At 51.1% G+C, this 16,054-nt stretch carries 16 protein-coding genes and 2 tRNA genes; 2 read left to right on the plus strand and 16 right to left on the minus strand.

Annotation, left to right across the window (positions count from 1 at the left end; translation table 11 throughout):
• Positions 1-92: 92 nt before the first annotated feature.
• From BUA40_RS11490 to BUA40_RS11535, 10 genes are all read right to left on the minus strand, one after another.
• Complete coding sequence (locus tag BUA40_RS11490) at positions 93-1,379, minus strand: serine/threonine protein kinase (protein ID WP_072801004.1); 1,287 nt, start codon at positions 1,377-1,379, stop codon at positions 93-95.
• Between the two features lie 98 nt (positions 1,380-1,477).
• Positions 1,478-2,149 (minus strand): hypothetical protein, encoded by a 672-nt coding sequence (locus BUA40_RS11495; RefSeq protein WP_072801005.1) that lies wholly within the window; start codon positions 2,147-2,149, stop codon positions 1,478-1,480.
• On the minus strand, positions 2,139-3,038 hold the full coding sequence (locus BUA40_RS11500; protein ID WP_143149791.1) for a hypothetical protein: 900 nt from the start codon (positions 3,036-3,038) through the stop codon (positions 2,139-2,141). The genes BUA40_RS11495 and BUA40_RS11500 overlap by 11 nt, the downstream gene beginning before the upstream one ends.
• 70 nt (positions 3,039-3,108) lie before the next feature.
• Positions 3,109-3,513, minus strand: a complete 405-nt coding sequence (rpsI, locus tag BUA40_RS11505) for a 30S ribosomal protein S9 (RefSeq protein ID WP_072801007.1) — start codon at positions 3,511-3,513, stop codon at positions 3,109-3,111.
• Between the two features lie 17 nt (positions 3,514-3,530).
• A complete protein-coding gene (gene rplM, locus BUA40_RS11510; RefSeq protein WP_072801008.1) occupies positions 3,531-3,959 on the minus strand; it encodes a 50S ribosomal protein L13 in 429 nt (142 codons plus the stop codon).
• A gap of 192 nt (positions 3,960-4,151) precedes the next feature.
• On the minus strand, positions 4,152-4,382 hold the full coding sequence (locus BUA40_RS11515; protein WP_072801009.1) for a hypothetical protein: 231 nt from the start codon (positions 4,380-4,382) through the stop codon (positions 4,152-4,154).
• Positions 4,369-5,262: a 4-hydroxybenzoate octaprenyltransferase gene (locus BUA40_RS11520; protein WP_072801010.1), complete on the minus strand. Its 894-nt coding sequence runs from the start codon at positions 5,260-5,262 to the stop codon at positions 4,369-4,371. Before BUA40_RS11520 ends, BUA40_RS11515 begins: the two co-directional genes overlap by 14 nt.
• A 2-nt stretch (positions 5,263-5,264) precedes the next feature.
• Entirely contained in the window at positions 5,265-5,894 is a 630-nt protein-coding gene (locus BUA40_RS11525) for a UbiX family flavin prenyltransferase (protein WP_072801011.1), read from the minus strand.
• Positions 5,891-6,571 carry a ubiquinone/menaquinone biosynthesis methyltransferase gene (locus tag BUA40_RS11530; protein WP_072801012.1) on the minus strand — a complete coding sequence of 227 codons (681 nt, stop codon included), beginning with the start codon at positions 6,569-6,571 and terminating at the stop codon, positions 5,891-5,893. The genes BUA40_RS11525 and BUA40_RS11530 overlap by 4 nt, the downstream gene beginning before the upstream one ends.
• Positions 6,572-6,642: 71 nt before the next feature.
• Positions 6,643-9,159, minus strand: a complete 2,517-nt coding sequence (locus BUA40_RS11535; protein WP_072801013.1) for a CotH kinase family protein — start codon at positions 9,157-9,159, stop codon at positions 6,643-6,645.
• A gap of 191 nt (positions 9,160-9,350) precedes the next feature.
• On the opposite strand from BUA40_RS11535, the gene BUA40_RS11540 reads away from it, so the two are divergent.
• A tRNA-Phe gene (locus BUA40_RS11540) sits at positions 9,351-9,423 on the plus strand.
• An 81-nt stretch (positions 9,424-9,504) separates the two neighbouring features.
• Here the strand turns inward: BUA40_RS11540 and BUA40_RS11545 are convergent.
• Complete coding sequence (locus BUA40_RS11545) at positions 9,505-10,632, minus strand: HD domain-containing phosphohydrolase (protein WP_255369296.1); 1,128 nt, start codon at positions 10,630-10,632, stop codon at positions 9,505-9,507.
• Between the two features lie 94 nt (positions 10,633-10,726).
• Here BUA40_RS11545 and BUA40_RS11550 point away from each other — a divergent pair.
• A tRNA-Ser gene (locus tag BUA40_RS11550) sits at positions 10,727-10,807 on the plus strand.
• Between the two features lie 37 nt (positions 10,808-10,844).
• Here BUA40_RS11550 and BUA40_RS11555 read toward each other — a convergent pair.
• From BUA40_RS11555 to mreC, 5 genes are all read right to left on the minus strand, one after another.
• Entirely contained in the window at positions 10,845-11,555 is a 711-nt protein-coding gene (locus tag BUA40_RS11555) for a ComF family protein (RefSeq protein WP_072801015.1), read from the minus strand.
• Between the two features lie 87 nt (positions 11,556-11,642).
• A complete protein-coding gene (gene rodA, locus BUA40_RS11560; RefSeq protein ID WP_072801016.1) occupies positions 11,643-12,896 on the minus strand; it encodes a rod shape-determining protein RodA in 1,254 nt (417 codons plus the stop codon).
• On the minus strand, positions 12,874-14,748 hold the full coding sequence (mrdA, locus tag BUA40_RS11565) for a penicillin-binding protein 2 (RefSeq protein ID WP_072801017.1): 1,875 nt from the start codon (positions 14,746-14,748) through the stop codon (positions 12,874-12,876). Before mrdA ends, rodA begins: the two co-directional genes overlap by 23 nt.
• Positions 14,741-15,232: a rod shape-determining protein MreD gene (gene mreD / locus BUA40_RS11570; RefSeq protein ID WP_072801018.1), complete on the minus strand. Its 492-nt coding sequence runs from the start codon at positions 15,230-15,232 to the stop codon at positions 14,741-14,743. Before mreD ends, mrdA begins: the two co-directional genes overlap by 8 nt.
• Complete coding sequence (gene mreC, locus BUA40_RS11575; protein WP_072801019.1) at positions 15,225-16,052, minus strand: rod shape-determining protein MreC; 828 nt, start codon at positions 16,050-16,052, stop codon at positions 15,225-15,227. The genes mreD and mreC overlap by 8 nt, the downstream gene beginning before the upstream one ends.
• Positions 16,053-16,054: the final 2 nt, after the last annotated feature.

Genomic DNA, 16,054 nt, shown 5'->3' on the forward strand with positions numbered 1-16,054 from the left:
GTCATATTTTAGAAAACCTTGCAATATTTTCACAGGGTAGAAATCAGTTTTTCCCAATAGTTATGCGGGCTGGGCGGGATTTTAAGGGACGACTAATTAATTTCGGCGGTTTCGCCAAGGTTTCCAAACTTGATTTTAAAACCGGTTCGCGCAGGCATACTATCGCCATGGGCAACAGTACGCTGCGTGCCACTCGGAAGCGTTACCGTCCAGAGTTCATCCGAAGTATTCACGAGTCCCACTTCGCCTCCCTTGACAATGGTAGCCCCAACTTCTTTATCGTAATTTGTCGTCCCGATGACAATGCTTTCATAAATTTTTTTATTGGCTAGCAGCGGGACCATAAATTTCCCAGCGCGAAGCACCCTGTACCCCGAGAGCGGAGCATCGCAATAGACGCAACGACAATCCGAATTGTTCGGGTCGGCAAAAACCGTATGGCTGCACTTGGGGCAACGAACAAGATTCGCTTGAACCTGCAGCAAAATATCGCGCCATTCCTTGTCGGACACGCGCTTGGTCCCGTCGAGAATTGCCTCTTTGCTAAACGTCCTACAAAAGGCAGCGCGCAAAATCTTCGGATAAATATTCCAGCGGCGAATCACGTTCTTATGCAAAGCAGGGTCCGGAGCGTTACTGCGATCGACCGGATCCATAATGAATACGGCTTCGTAGCCAAACAGGTGCTTCGCCATTTCGGGGTCGTTGTCGCAAGGGCACGACAGATACCACTTGCCCTCGAACGGACGGTTCATATAAATCAAGATAAACAGGCAAACCGCCAGCGAATGGTAGTCGGTATACTTATTGGGCCTAGACACGCCCTGCACAATCTCGGGCGCCATATACCCCGCCTTGCCCAAAATACCCATTTCAGCCGCATTATTGGGCGCCACGTTATCATTGTCGCAAATCAACACGTCACCCGTCTTGGGGTTAATAAAGAAGTTACCGTCGTTCATATCCTGGTAACTCAGGCCCTCCCTATGCAAGTCCAGGAATGCACGCACCAGCTGCATACACGCATTCAGCTGTGCTTCTACATTGGCAAATTGCGCCGTCACCAAGATAAACTTGCTCATGTCCACGTAGTCCTTAGGGCGCAAGCGCATCAAGTAGCCAAAGCTCCCGTTCTGGAATTCGGTAACTGCCATCGGCCAAATAAAATGGTCATTGGGAGCACCCTTGGCGGCATTATCCGCCAAATTTTGACAAAAAGCCTCACTATTTTTGCAAGTGTACCACTTTAAGGCGTATTCACTGCCGTTATAGTCCACGGCATACACAATTCCCTGACCGCCGCGGCCAAGTTCACGCAAAACGCGGCAAGTTTCTCCGCCGCACAGACGAACGCGATCCCCTTTCTTCAATTCAGACATTCTCAAGCTCCTGAAAGTTCAACACTTTCTTATCGCTTTGAAGTTCAAGAATGTAAAGGAGATTTATAAAAAAAGCCCCTGTACAGGGCTTCTCATTTTTAATTGCGTTTCTGGCCGAACCAGTACGCTAGATAAAATCGGAACCGGAGTTCATTAATATTAGTGTGGTAATATTTCTTGGTTTCTTTATAGAACCCTAAAAATTCGTAACCACTCCTAACTCCAAATTCGATGCAGCCCATCTTAAAGCCCATTATCAACACAGCATCAAGCCATACGTCGTTGCCGTAATCGGGTTCACCCGAAAACACCTTTTCGTCTTCGATTTCAACCGTTTCTTCGAACCAGGGGAACCGAACAGAAGGACCGACACTGATAAAGAACGATTCCGAGAGGAACAAATTCAGGAGAACCGCTATTTCAAAAGCAGATGCCGAAACGGAATCCCTGACTTCGCGGTGCAGGTATTCGTACTCGGAGCCGAATTCAAACAATCCGTCAAAACCGATCTCGGCTCGCAGGGCCGCAAAGGCATCGTTTAGCGGGTACGCCATTTCAAACATCATGGTAAAACCCGTCGCATCTTCGTTGTCGTAGTACCTTTCGGCACCCTTCAAATACGACGGACCAAGCCCAGCCATGATTCCCATACTGAACTTGCGGAAGGCCTTATCCCAGTAAGAATCTGCAGTTCCCTGCACATTTTCACCAGCGAAAGAACAAACCGAAAGCAACAAGGCAAATATGACAGCAGTAAACTTATTTTGCATAATCTACCACCGTAATGCGGAACGAATCGTTGTTTGTTCCGCCATTCAGAACCAACGAATCAGTGCCAGATGAGAAAAATTGATGCGCGAATACAAGGCGCAGAAACGGCACCGTTGCCGTATCCGAATACGCTACACCAAAGGGGGCCGGCTTAGGCTTTAGCGGCTCAAAGTTAATGTCAAGCGCCTTAAACGCAACGAAACCGGAATCAGCCACCCAATAATCATAGGAATATTTAGAATCGGTATAAATTTCCTGGCCTATACCCGACTTGATCGTACTCGCATCATTATTCTCAAGCACCTTGCCAAGATCAACTTCCATCGAGGCCTTGTTCCCAGACCTGTCCTGCACCGTAAACTTGAGCAGACCGTCTTTGTCCGCAAACAGCGTATCGCCAATAGATACGGTCGTGTCGCGTTCAATCCATTCGTCGCCATCGTAATAACCCGACAGCGTATATTCCGTAGGTGCCGGAGCCGCATGCAATTCCATGACCGAGGGCACGTAGGTATTTCCCTTCATATACGGGATATCATTTGGCTTATACGACAACAGAGGCTTGACTTCACCGGAATTTTCATTCTTCACCTGAATCGAAAGAATCGATGCATTCTTAAATCCCGGAATAGAAATGTTCCAAGAGGGACCGTTTTGAGGATTCGTTGGAGGCGAGACAATTTCTTCAGCAATAAAATCACTGAATATGGCACCACACTTCTTTTCTTCGCCATTCACGCTACACACGGGCTTAAACTCTAGGCCGCGGAAATCGGTAAGCATGACTTCATCCGACTTTTCGACAAACCTATAATATGCACCGCCCGAGTAATCGCCACACGAGGCCAGGAGTGCCGCAGCAAGCAATAATAAGACTTTGTTTCTCATCCTGATAGAAATATATATAAAAAAGAAAAGCCCCCGCGAAGCGGGAGCTTTTCGTAAAAGCAATTGCAGATTAGCGCTTGCTGAACTGGAAGTGCTTACGAGCCTTCTTGCGGCCGAACTTCTTACGTTCAACGGCACGAGAGTCGCGAGTCATGAGGCCTTCCTTCTTGAGGGCGGGCTTGACTTCGGCGTCGTTAGCAACCAGGGCGCGGACAATGCCAAGACGGACAGCGCCCATCTGGCCAGCGATACCACCGCCACGAGCGGTGACTTCGACGTCCCATTCTTCCGCATTGCCGAGGATGGCGAACGGAAGGTTAGCAATCATGTTCTGCACTTCAGAATGGAAGTAATCCTTGAAATCACGACCATTGATAGTGCGCTTGCCGGAACCCGGCTTCAGGATCACAGCGGCGATGGCGTTCTTACGACGGCCAGTGCCACGGTAGATCTTCTTGTTCTTTGCGGTAGCGATAGAGGTATCCTCCGTTCTTAAAGTTCTACAACTTCAGGTTTCTGCGCGGCGTGCGGATGTTCAGCACCGGCATAGATTTTGAGCTTCTTGATCATCTTGTGACCGAGAGCGCTGTGCGGGAGCATGCCCCAGATGGCAGCTTCGAGCGGTGCAGTCGGGTGCTTTGCAGACAGGTCGGCAAAGTTGATCCAGCGTTCACCGGCAATGTGACCGGTGTGGTGGAAGTACTGCTTCTGCAGGTTCTTGTTGCCGGTAACAGCAACTTTTTCAGCGTTGATCACAACCACGAAATCGCCAGTGTCGACGTTCGGGGAGAAGATGGCCTTGTGCTTGCCCATCAGGAGTTTTGCAACTTCAGAGGCAACGCGACCCATAGGCTTATCGGCGGCGTCCACAAGCTTCCACTTGTGTTCGACGTTCTTCGGGTTTACCGTAATGGTCTTCATGTAAATCCTTTATTAGTTATTCCGGGGCCGAGTTGCCCCGTGAAATGCTGCGCTAAATTTAGAAGAATTATTCGAGCTTTGCAAGGGTAAAAAATACCGATTTTTCAAAAAACCCGCGTCATTTAGGCACTTTTCATTATATCAATTATAATAATTCTAGTAATTATTATAACAAATCGAAGAAAATTTCGACTATTTACGCTTCGTCTTGTAGAACAAACTGCCCACCAGCGAAACGGCAAGCACCACGATCATCGCGGTAAGACCCATGTCGGCGAGATTTTTGTATTCACCCACATGACCCGATTCGATAAGCATAATAATGATCAACGCAATCACGGCGGCAGTCGCACCCATGCGCTCAAACATCTTGATTTTGTCTTCGATAGAGAACGGCTTTTTAGGGTCATTAGTAAAGGGCATTGACGTCACCTCCCAGGCAAATCCACACGATAAGTCCAATCATCACAAGAACGCTAATGGCAACGTTAGCCAAAAAGAAGTCGCGGTTCATGGCATCCAGATCATCGGACTTGCGGAACAAATGAATGTAGAGGATCGCAGCGGTCATGAGTCCCGTTACTACCCACCAAGGCAGCCCCATTCCCCAGAACACGCCGAACGCCACACAGAGCGCAAGCATCGCCACATGGCTCCAGAAGGCAATCTGCAAAGCGCGCTTGCGGCCAAAGCGGGCCGGCACCGAATGGAGTCCCATGGCGCGGTCAATTTCTTCGTCCTGCGTTGCGTAAATGATATCGAAGCCGCCCATCCAAAGCATCAGAATCACGAGCAAGAAGATCGGGAACACCGCGAACTCGCCGCGGATTGCAATCCAGGCGCCCAAGGGGCTCATGCCAATCGCAAAGCCCAGGAACCAGTGGCAAAGCCAACTGAAGCGTTTCCAATAAGAATAAGAAAGCAGCAAGAGCCATACGGGCAAAGCGAGCAGGCCGGCGAGCGGTTGTAACAGCGCGGCAAACGTAACGAACAGCACCCCGTTAACGGCAAGGAACGCAATGACCGACGCCTTGCTCAGGCGCCCCGCGGGCAAGTGACGTTTCACGGTACGGGGATTCTTGGCATCGATATCGGCGTCGGCAATGCGGTTGAAGCTCATCGCGCTGTTACGGGCGGTGACCATACAGCCCACAATCAATGCAACCATCTTCACCGCCTCCGCGGCACCCATGCCGCGGAAACCGTTCGCCGCCACCCACATGGAACCGATCGCAAAAGGCATCGCGAAAAGCGAATGACTGAAGCGTACCATGTGTCCGAATTCAAGAATCTTTTTCAGCATAGCTATTTCTTTTTCGCTCTCACCTTAGCCAGGTGCTTCACCGAAGGCGTCTTGGACTTCGCCGCCGGAATGCGGATACCCTTCCACGGCTTCACGATATTATCGGCAGTCGTAAGCGCACCCAAGTGAACCAGGATTCTTGCGACCACGGTGTCGACCAATTCCTCAATCGTCTTCGGACGGTCATAAAAATGCGGCGCCGCCGGAATCACGATTCCGCCCATTCGCGTCAGCCGAGTCATATTGTCCAGGTGAATCAAGTTGTAGGGCATTTCGCGCGGCACCACAACTAACGGGCGGCGTTCCTTGAGGCAAACATCAGCCGTTCGAATCAACAAGTTGTCAGAAGTCCCGGCGGTAATGCGGCCAAGGGTTCCCATGGAGCAGGGCACCACCACCATTCCCGCATAATCAGCACTGCCGCTTGCGCATTCAGCAAAGAAGTTCTTCACGTCGGGCTGTTCATCCACGTACTTGAACAAGTCCTCTTGTCCTTCGTAAGCGACCACGCCCCTGCCCGGCGGAGTCACGAGCGCCGTCACATGGTGTCCCAGGCGTTTCAAATGCATGGCAGTGCGTGCGGCATAAATGGCGCCACTTGCACCGGTTACCCCCAAAATATATCGACTCATGTCCGTCTCCTCAGTAATACGCGGTAAGCCACCCCAAAAAAGCAAGGCTTCACATGCACCAGTTCAAAACCGTTTCGTTCCGCCAGAGCCACAAAGTCGGCAACCGGCAAAAAACGAAGCACCGAATTCACCAGGTACTCGTACGCCTCGCGCTTGCTAAAAAAGGCTCCCAGCACCGGAATAAACAGCGGCGCCAGTCTCTTGTAAAAGAACTTGTTGAACGCATTTCTCGGCGAAAAGAATTCGAGCACCTGCAAGTATCCCCCATCTGCAAGTACACGCGCCGATTCCTTCAGGCCACCTTCGGCATCAGGCAAATTGCGCATTCCAAAGCCGTTCAGAATCACGTCAAAAGACGCATCGCCAAACGGCATCTTCATGGCATCCAGCTGCACGGGCACCGCAGTCATCTTCTTACCTGCAGCCCCCTTCAGCATACCAAAAGAAAAATCGCCAAGCACAGCCACATCGGGCTTGCCGTTGAACTTTTCGTAAGTTACCGCAAAGTCGCCCGTTCCCCCGCACAAGTCAAGCAAACGCTTGCCGGGTTTCTGCTTCCTGATTTCGCGGCAGCAGTTGCGGCGCCATAAAATGTCCTGAAAGCAACTCAGCGTATGATTCAGAAAATCATAGCGGTTGGCAATTTCATCGAACATCTTGCGCACGGGGCTTTTCATGACGCCAAATATAAAAAAAAGGAGAGCGGCGACATGCCACTCTCTCCTTTCTAAAAGCCAGCTAGACTCGATTACTTGAATTTTGCCTGGAGCGTAAGGCCTTCTTCAACCGTCGCAACACGAGCCGGTTCAAGCACGCCATCGGACCAGCCATCAAACACTGCTCCCGCTTCGGGGACAGCTGTCAATACGACCACGTTTCCAGCAAAGAGCTTGCCCTTGTAGCTTCCGCCCGGGAGGCTCATACCGTCCATGAGGACAGAGCCCTTGCCTTCCGTAGCAGTAATCGAAACAGAGACTAAGCTACCCACGCCAAATTCTTCCTGAATTTCAGCCAGGAATTTGGGATCGCGTTCTTCAGCCCAGGTGGTAAGTCTTGTACCCTTGACATCAAAACTATGCGGATAGCTGCCTCTTCTTTCCTTATAGGCATCCACATCCATATCCCTAGCGACATCAGAATCGTCAAGCATGCTGGCAAGGAACGCTCTGTTCTTCTCAATGTTCTTTGCATTCAAGTAAGAATTAAGCATGATTGCAGCATGGTTGAGGAACAGTCCCTTGAACGTGGGGTTCTTAATTAATTTCGTGTAAAGCACATGGAAGCAATGAGCCTTGTCTCCGGTGAACTTGTCAATGCTACTGGTGTAGCAAGAGCCGTTAGAACGTCCGCCCTGCTTGACCCAATCAAACATGTTTTCGTGACTGCCAAAGCCTTCGACGCCCCATTCCCAATCAAAGCCATGGTCAAGGTCATAGATCATGAACTTCCAAAGCGGGGATTCCGGAGACTTCCAGACACGCACGTTGTTGTTCGGCCAGTCACCGTTATGGATATACATCTCGGCAAGCATGTAGTTTGCAAAGTTGCCCATATCCATCTGACCCGCCATATACACGTAGGCATCGTTATCGGTGGCAAAATCATGTGCAGCGGCATATTCCAGCATGGCGATATATTCATCAGGAGTACCGTTACTTGCTTCGACCTTCACACCCAAATGCTTGAGGAACGTTACCGACGAGGCATCAATTCCGTAATTCGTTTCTACATAATTCTTGTTGAAACGTTCGCGCATGTCATGAATGCCGTAGTACTTACCGTTGTAGAACACCACCACCTGGTTACTACGCTGGTAATCGACACCGCTACCTTCGAGAATAGCGCCACCCACGGCATCAGCAAAGTAGTCGCTCACAAAGCGGTTACCGTTGTTACGCAAGTTAAAGCCCTTGTACTTGTCGTTCACGCCCTTGCGGGTTTCGAACAAAGGATACTTCAGCCAGGTTCCGCCATACTCTTCACGCATCACGACGGCGACCGACTTCTTGCGTTCCATACGGCTCCAGCCGCCCATCAAGGAAATTCCAGCCTCGGCATCCCAAGCCTTTTCCTTACCGACTTTATTGCCCCTTTCAAAATATTCCACATGGGCAGGGAGTTCGCCGGAATCGTTCGGATGGCATTCGTTAGGTGCATACATCTGGTCGCAATCCATATCCGGTTTGCCACCATTCGTCTTCTTGTAGTACTTTTCAAAGAAGCTCGGATCCACGCTCACGGCCACCACCGGCATATTCACCGATTCACCGACAAAGTAGGTGTTCGTCACGATTTCTGTAGTCAAGAGGCCTTCTTGGAAGGCGGCGCAGCGAAGCACAGTCGTCGATTCAATCTTCATATCCGATTTGAATTCCGAAGAGTTCTTCGTCGGAGCAGAGCCATCCTTCGTGCAGCGAACAGTCATTCCTTCCGGAAGATTCTTCGGAGCATTCAAAGTTACAGGTTCGGTATAGAAACCGCCCTTAGAGCCGGTAAAGGTAAACTTGGGAGCGACACCGTCGTAGGCAGTAGACTTGATGTTCGCTTCTTCGGGAGTCGGCTTGTCAAAGAACTTCCAGGCGCCACCGTCCACAATACCGTAGCTAAGGCCAGTACCGATTGTCGGATACTTGACCGAATCGCGGATTCCGTAATACTGGTCAACCAAGTAAACCGTTCCGCTGTCCTTGTTCAGCTTCCAGTTGGTATGGGTACGCGGATGCAGGTTAGTGCCAGCATCGGGCGGCGCCGCATTCACATCGTTCTTGTCGCAGAACACGATACGGAAAGACTTGGCAGCAATCAGTTCATCGCCAAAAACCCACTTCTTCGGCTTGTCCAGACTTTCGACAAGCGAATAACCCTTGAGGTTTGCAGAAACATCGCCTGCATTGTAAATTTCAATCCAACCCGGATCGTCGCCATTTTCATCGAGCCAATCCAAGTTCACCGGGGAAATTTCGGTAATGATCAGGGCAGAGTTACCGACCCAATGGGGAGTCGTATCGGCAGGGACATACGTGGTGTCATAAACCGTAACCGTATCGCCAGAGATCGGGTCAATCTGTCTTACGGGTTCCAATGTCTGGGGAATCGTGTCGATCTTCAGAACCGTATCGCCATCCGGGGTTACGACCTTCGTCGATTCAACCTTTGCCGGCAACGGAGTAGTATGTTCTCTCGTCGATGTCGTATCCTCGGAAGAACAGGCCATAATGCCTGTGAAAACCAAACCTAGTCCGCTCAACAAAGCAAGGCTATTCATTTTTCTGAATATATGCACGCTGCCACCTGTGAAAAACGTTTTCCGGAAACTCCCGATTTCCAGAGCCCTAATCTTTTTACACCCAGGTACTAAATTTAGAAGATTATTCCAAAAAAAGGGAAAAATATCGGTAATATTCTATTTACCCTTGACAAGCATCACAAAGTGTTCTATATTTGGCCTACCAAGTCGGCGCTGTAGCTCAGTTGGTAGAGCAGCGGACTGAAAATCCGCGTGTCGTCAGTTCAACTCTGACCGGTGCCACGAAAAAAGACCTCGAGTTTCGAGGTCTTTTTCTTTTTGTTTTCAATTCCGTCTAAAAAGGCGCGAAGTGTTTAGAAAAGTTTAATCGGAATTACGGCGGTACAGGCTGTAGATCTCGTCCCAATGTGCCATCAGGACATCTACAAGTTCCGGCTGGAACTGGGCGCCACGCTGCTTCTGGAATTCTTCCTTCACCTTTTCTTCGGGCCAGGGCTGCTTGTAGCAACGCGGGCTAGAAAGGGCGTCCAGCACATCGGCAACAGCGCAGATACGGCCTGCCAGCGGAATCTCTTCGCCGGCAAGACCCTTGGGGTAACCGCGGCCGTCCCAGCGTTCATGGTGGGAGCGGGCAATATCAGCGGCAAAGCGGAGCAGCTTGCGCTTGGAATTGTGGAGCATGTTGTAGCCGATTTCGGAATGCGTCTTCATGATGGTGTATTCGTCGTCGGTAAAGCGACCGGGCTTGTTCAAAATGGCATCGGGAATGCCGACCTTGCCCAGGTCATGCATCGGGGCTGCAAGGCGAATGCGTTCCACCTCGTTTTCGGGGAGGCCAAGGAACTGCGCCAGCATGTAAGAGATTTCGGCGACGCGCTGAATGTGGTCGCCAGTCTCCTGACTGCGGTATTCAGAAACTTCACCTAGAATATGGATGATTTCGCGCTGGGTCGCTTCCAATTCCATGTTCAACATGGCGGATTCAACGGTCTTTGCAGAATAAACTGCAGTAAGACTCAGGCGTTCCAAGTCCTGGATCGAGAACACACCGGATTCGCCCAGTTCGTTTTCGCCCTGCTTGTTGATTGCCTGGTACACACCCATCACGCGACCCGCCGAATTCATCAGCGGAACCGTCAAAACAGAAGTTGTACGGTAATGCGTCTTTTCGTCAGATCGACGGTCGAACCTGGGGTCTTGGTAGGCATCCTTAATCAGGAGCGGTTCGCCAGTCCTCACGGAATAGCCGACAAAGCCGGCATTGTAAGGAATGCGAAGCTCGCTTACGCCATGAGCCACCTTGGTCCACAATTCGCCGCTATCTTCATCGACAAGCCACAGGGAGCAACGGTCCGCCGCCACAATGGAGCGTCCCAAATCAGCCATCAGAACGAGCAAGCTATCCATTTTACGTTCTGCCGCAATCTTCGGCATATACGTAAACAAGAGCTCCAGTATCCTTTGGGATTCTACTGCCTGTTTCTCATCCATATCCGTCATACAATGTAAAATTTAGATAAACTTCGCTTTATTTACAACTCTGCTTGACAGAAAAGGGCGAATTTTTCTATCCTTGGGAAACCCTGGAGGAATAGGCTAATTGGTAAGTCAGCGGTCTTGAAAACCGCCGCCGTAAGGCTTGGGGGTTCGAGTCCCTCTTCCTCCGCTAAAAGCTCCCCCAACTCCCCAAAAGGGAGTTTTTTTTAAACATCCCATTCAATGCGGTTGTCCGCCGCATAGTCCGCCGCCGCCGAAGCAGGTTCATCATAAAGCAAGGTGCAGACCTTGAGCGGGAGCGGAAAGTCCCGCCCGAAAGCCGCAAGGCAAGCCGAAGTCGTCGCCCCCGTGGTAAACACGTCATCCACTACCACCACAGTCCCCAAAGCGGGAACCTCCTTCAGTACGCGTTCAAAAGCATAGGCGACATTCCGTTCGCGCTGCTCCTTGGACAGCTTGGTCTGCGACACCACAAAAGTCCGGCGCCTAAGCCACCGGCACACCTTGCCGCCGAAAACAACCGCAAGGGCCGCCGCAATCTTTTCGGCTTGGTTGTACCCACGTTCCCTATACCTCGCCCGATGGAGCGGAACAGGAACAAAGTAGAGCGGCTTCGGGAACAGGGAAAGCTCTTCTCGCACGACCCCGCAACGAACCGATGACGAATGCTTGACCAAATAAGTCGCCACGCCCGAAATGCCCTTGTACTTTAACGCATGTACCAACTTTCGGGTCAAGGGGCGCATAGGGAACAGGCTATAGGTATCCGGCCCCGGGCTCAACTCTACGGTAGACTCCCGCTCCAGTTCCGCAACACATTCCGGACAAAGCCACGGATCCAAATTTCTGGAAGGCTTTCCACAGCCAAGGCATTCCGCCCCGAAAACAAATCGACCCACATTTTCAATCCAGCGCATACAAACTCCTAGGGGCAAGCAAAGCCCCTTTTATATATACGCCAGATTCGTAAAAAGTGGTGAAATTTGGCTAAAGGCCTAGCCGCCTTATCTGCGACGGGCCTGGAATCGCAAGCAGAGCAAGAACCCCACCAACACCATACAGGTCAAGGCGAAGGATCCGCCGTAAGAAAGGAACGGCAAGGGAAGTCCCGTCACCGGCATAAGCCCGATGGTCATGGCAATGTTCACCATGATGTGGAACAAGAATATCGTAGACGCCCCCATGACCATGAGTGTCACAAAGGGGTCCGAAGACAGCTTGCTAATGGAGGTGGCGCGCCACAGGAACAAGGCATAAAGGACAAGCACAAAGGCGCAGCCCAAAAAGCCGAATTGTTCCCCCAGAACGCTAAAGATAAAGTCCGTATGTTCTTCGGGCAAAAAAGCCAAGTTGGTCTGAGAACCGTTTCCAAAACCCTTGCCGGTAAGGCCACCCGAACCGATAGCCGTCAAGGACTGCAACACCTGATAGCCATCGCCCAGCGGGTCGCTCATGGGGTCAAGGAAGGTGTTCACACGTTTCTGCTGGTGTGGTTCCAACATGTTCCACGCCATGGTGCTGGCATAACCCGCAAAAATATTCGCCATCAGAATCAATGCCGTCAACACCTTCGGAAGTCTTCTGCGGAACAAAGCAAATACCACCACGCAAATCAAAAGACCCCAAAGGATTTCAAACACAAGCGCCTGCGAATGGGAGAAAAACACCGAAAACACCGGGCTTACAATCAGGAACATATCCGTCAGGGTAAGGCCCGCAAAAAAGAATCCCACCATAGTCACGGCAATAAACACGAGAGCCGTACTCAAGTCAGGCTGCTTAAGCACCAAGGCGAAAGGCACAATGAACAAGAAGAAAGGCACCACGAAAGTCTTCATCTTATACAAGCTAACCGGATGCTTCGAAAGCCAGTACGAAAAAATAAGCAGATAAGCAATCTTCGCAAATTCCGATGGTTGCAGTTTAAAAATGCCAAGGTCAATCCAGCGGCCCGCACCTTTCACCACATCGCCAGCAAAGAACAACACCACCACAAGCAACACAAGCGCAAGCGCATACAGCGGAATTGCCGCTCGCTTCAACCAGTCGACACGCACAAAAATCAAAGCCACGGCAAAGACGCTGCCGAAAACAAAGTAGACAATCTGCTTGAACCAGAACAATTCCACCACAGAAGCGTCTTCAGCAATGGTCGCAGAATACACAAGGGCAACGCCCACGCTCATCAAGGCAAGCGTAAGCGCAATAAACATCCAGTCAAACTTGATCGAATGGTTAAGGAGCCGATTGGGTTTCATTTTTTCTCGCCTCGCTCAACTTGTTTTCAAAATAAGCTTCCATTACTTTCTTGGCAATCGGGCCGGACACGGCGCCACCGCCACCAGCCGCTTCCATAATCACAGCCACGGCAATTTCCGGGTCATACAAGGGGGCTACCGCCGCATACCAAGCGTGGGTCTTTTCTCCCTTCTTCCATTCACCGGAACCGGTCTTTGCGCCCACGCGCACATTCGGAAGTGCGCCACGCTTACCCGTACCGCCCGGATGGTTCACCACGGAATCCATGGCGGCAAGCAAAATACGGTGAGTATACGGCTTCATGTTGCCGGGTCGAATGATTTCGGGTTCGTAACGGCGCACCACATTCCCCTGGCTATCACGCAGTTCCTTCATAAAGTGGGGCCTATACACGCCTTTGCCAGTCGCCAAGGACCCAATCAGGGTTGCCTGCTGCAAGGGCGTCACAATCTGTCCCTGACCAATAGAAAGGTTCAAAATCAAGCCGCGAGCCCAGCGCCAACCCAGGCGCTTGTTTCTCTGGTTAAACGACGCCGAATCCGGAAGCCAGCCCGCCTTTTCACCAGGGATATCGACTCCGAGGGGTTTTTCGCCCAAACCGAAGCGCCTGCCGAATTCATTGATACGGTTCATGTCGATATCAAGGCCGGCCTGGTAAAAGAACACGTCACAGCTCAAGCGGATGGCATTCACCACATTCAAGCTGCCATGAGTTCCCCAGCACTTCTGGTAACGTGCACCGTACTGGTAGCCGCCCGTACAGGGTTTCGAGTAATACTTGTTCTCGGTCAGGATTCCATTTTCAAGGCCTGCGCCCGCCGTCACCAATTTAAAAATAGATGCCGGCGGATACGTACCCGAAATAGCGCGGTTCGTAAGTGGCCTCATGGTGTCAAGAGCCACATGCGCCCAGCCCTTGTTGCGCTCTCTCTTCTTGAGCGAGAAAATATTCGGATCGAGCCTTGGCGACGATACCATCGCCAAGATTTCCCCGTTTCGCGGGTCAATCGCAACAAGCGCACCCTTCGCCGTGTCGGGAATCGCTTCTTCGGCCACCTTCTGCAAACGCAAATCGATTGTAGAAACAAGGCGCAGCCCCGGAATCGGTTCGGTCCCCTCGACTCCGTCAACGGTACCCACCTCACGACCAGAAGCGTTCACTTCCACAAGCTTCATGCCGTTTACGCCGCGGAACTCCTTGTCGTAAAACTGCTCCAGTCCCTTTTGACCGATGCGGTCACCTTGCGTGTAGCCTTCGTACTCCGGCAACTTGAGCTGTTCTTCGGAAATTTCGCTCGTGTAACCCAATGCGTGAGAAGCCATCGTTCCATAAGGGTATTCGCGGCGGGATTCAATCACCGTCATCACGCCGGGCAATTCTTCGGAACGTTCTTCGATAATCGCCACCTGCTCCGCAGTCGCATCTTCCAGCAAGCGAATGGGCCTCGTCTTGATCCAGCGGGAACGCTGGAATGCCGTATCCAGCGAAAGGGAATCGAACAGACGTTCGCCAGCGGCGTCCTTAATGCCAAGCAGCTTCATGAACAAGGAGTCGCGTTCCGATTTCTTGCGAGGCATGTTTATCGAAGAAAGGGCGATCTGGTAAGAAGGACGATTACGCACCAGGACTTCGCCATTGCGGTCATAAATGTAGCCGCGTTCAGCTACCAACACCACCTTACGAATGCGGTTGTTTTCGGAACGTTGAAGGTTCTCGTCGTAATGGGTAAACTGCAGCGAAAAAAGACGCATTAAAAGAATAAAAAACAAGATCACAACACCGGTCATGTAAATCAATACATTCCAGTTCCTGTTTTGCAGGGTCTCGTTTTCAGACATTCCCTTAAGCATGCTTCTTCTTTTTACTGCCTAGATCCAGGTAGAAGAATATTCCGCCAATCAACATCGTATAAATGCATTCCGGCAACGATTTCGTCAGGAACAAGTTCGTCACCACATCCTTCGAAAGTCCGGTAATGCCATAGTAAATCATGTCGCAAACAAAAAAGCCTAAGCCAAGCACGCCCACTTTGGCGGGCAAGTTCAAAGACAGGAATCGTTCTTCAAGCTGTCCCACCGCATAGCCCACCACGGTCATCGATATCGTATTGGCACCGAGCCATTCTATCGGCGCATACACGTCTTGAGTAAAGCCCGCCACAAAGCCCCAGAAACATCCTGCTGCAGGGCCCCTTCTTATGGCCACCGCCACGATAAAGATCATCACGAAATCAGGGGCCACGTCAAAGAAGCTCAGCCAATCGGCAACCGTCATTTGCAAAGCAAACACGATTACAAACAAAATAAAAGTCTTTAGCCACCCAAAGCTATTCATCGAGCAGCTCCTTGATAATCCAATCCGTTTCCTTTTCCATCACGAACACTTCTTCAAGAATCGAGAAATCCTGGAAAGGACTTACTTCCATCTGGCGCATCACATCAAGATCAGACTTGCGAACTTCTTTCACCGTTCCGACGGGAATACCCTTAGGGAAAATGCCACCCAGTCCCGAAGTCACCAAGGTATCGCCGGCATGAACTCCCGCATGAGTCGGAACAAGGGCCGTCAAGCGAACGCCATCCATGGATTCCAAGAAGCCCACCACGCGGGTACGGCGGTCCATTACAGACAACTTAAGGTTCGGATCCACAAGCAGCTGCACACGGGAATGGCTAATCGTTGCCTTCGAAATTTTTCCGACCAGACCATTCATCGAAAACACGGGCATGTTTTCTTTGACGCCATGTTCGGTACCGCGGTTAATCACCATGGTCGTCAGGAACCTTCCAGGATTATGGCCAATCACGCGGGCGGTCACAATCGGGAAATCCCATTTGTCGTCAAATCGGACTAGCGTGTGCAGTCGGGCCAGTTCCTGCAAGCCTTCGCGGGCATGGTAAGTTTCCTGCCGCAAACGTGCGTTTTCTTCTTTCAGCAGTTCATTTTCCTGGGCCACCGCCTTGTAATGCCCCACCGCAGAAACAAGGCGCTGCGCCGGGAAATAAAGCGTCGAAACCGCCGTCGAAACAATGCTTTCGCGGATCGGCGTCGGAGACTGACGCATCAGCAAGCCGAGAGCCAAGAAAAAGACAAAGGCAACGATACCGTGCCTTTGCGTAAACAAGTCGACAATAAAGCGAATCGCCCTAAGCATCG

The sequence above is a fragment of the Fibrobacter sp. UWT2 genome (assembly GCF_900142545.1).
GTDB lineage: Bacteria > Fibrobacterota > Fibrobacteria > Fibrobacterales > Fibrobacteraceae > Fibrobacter.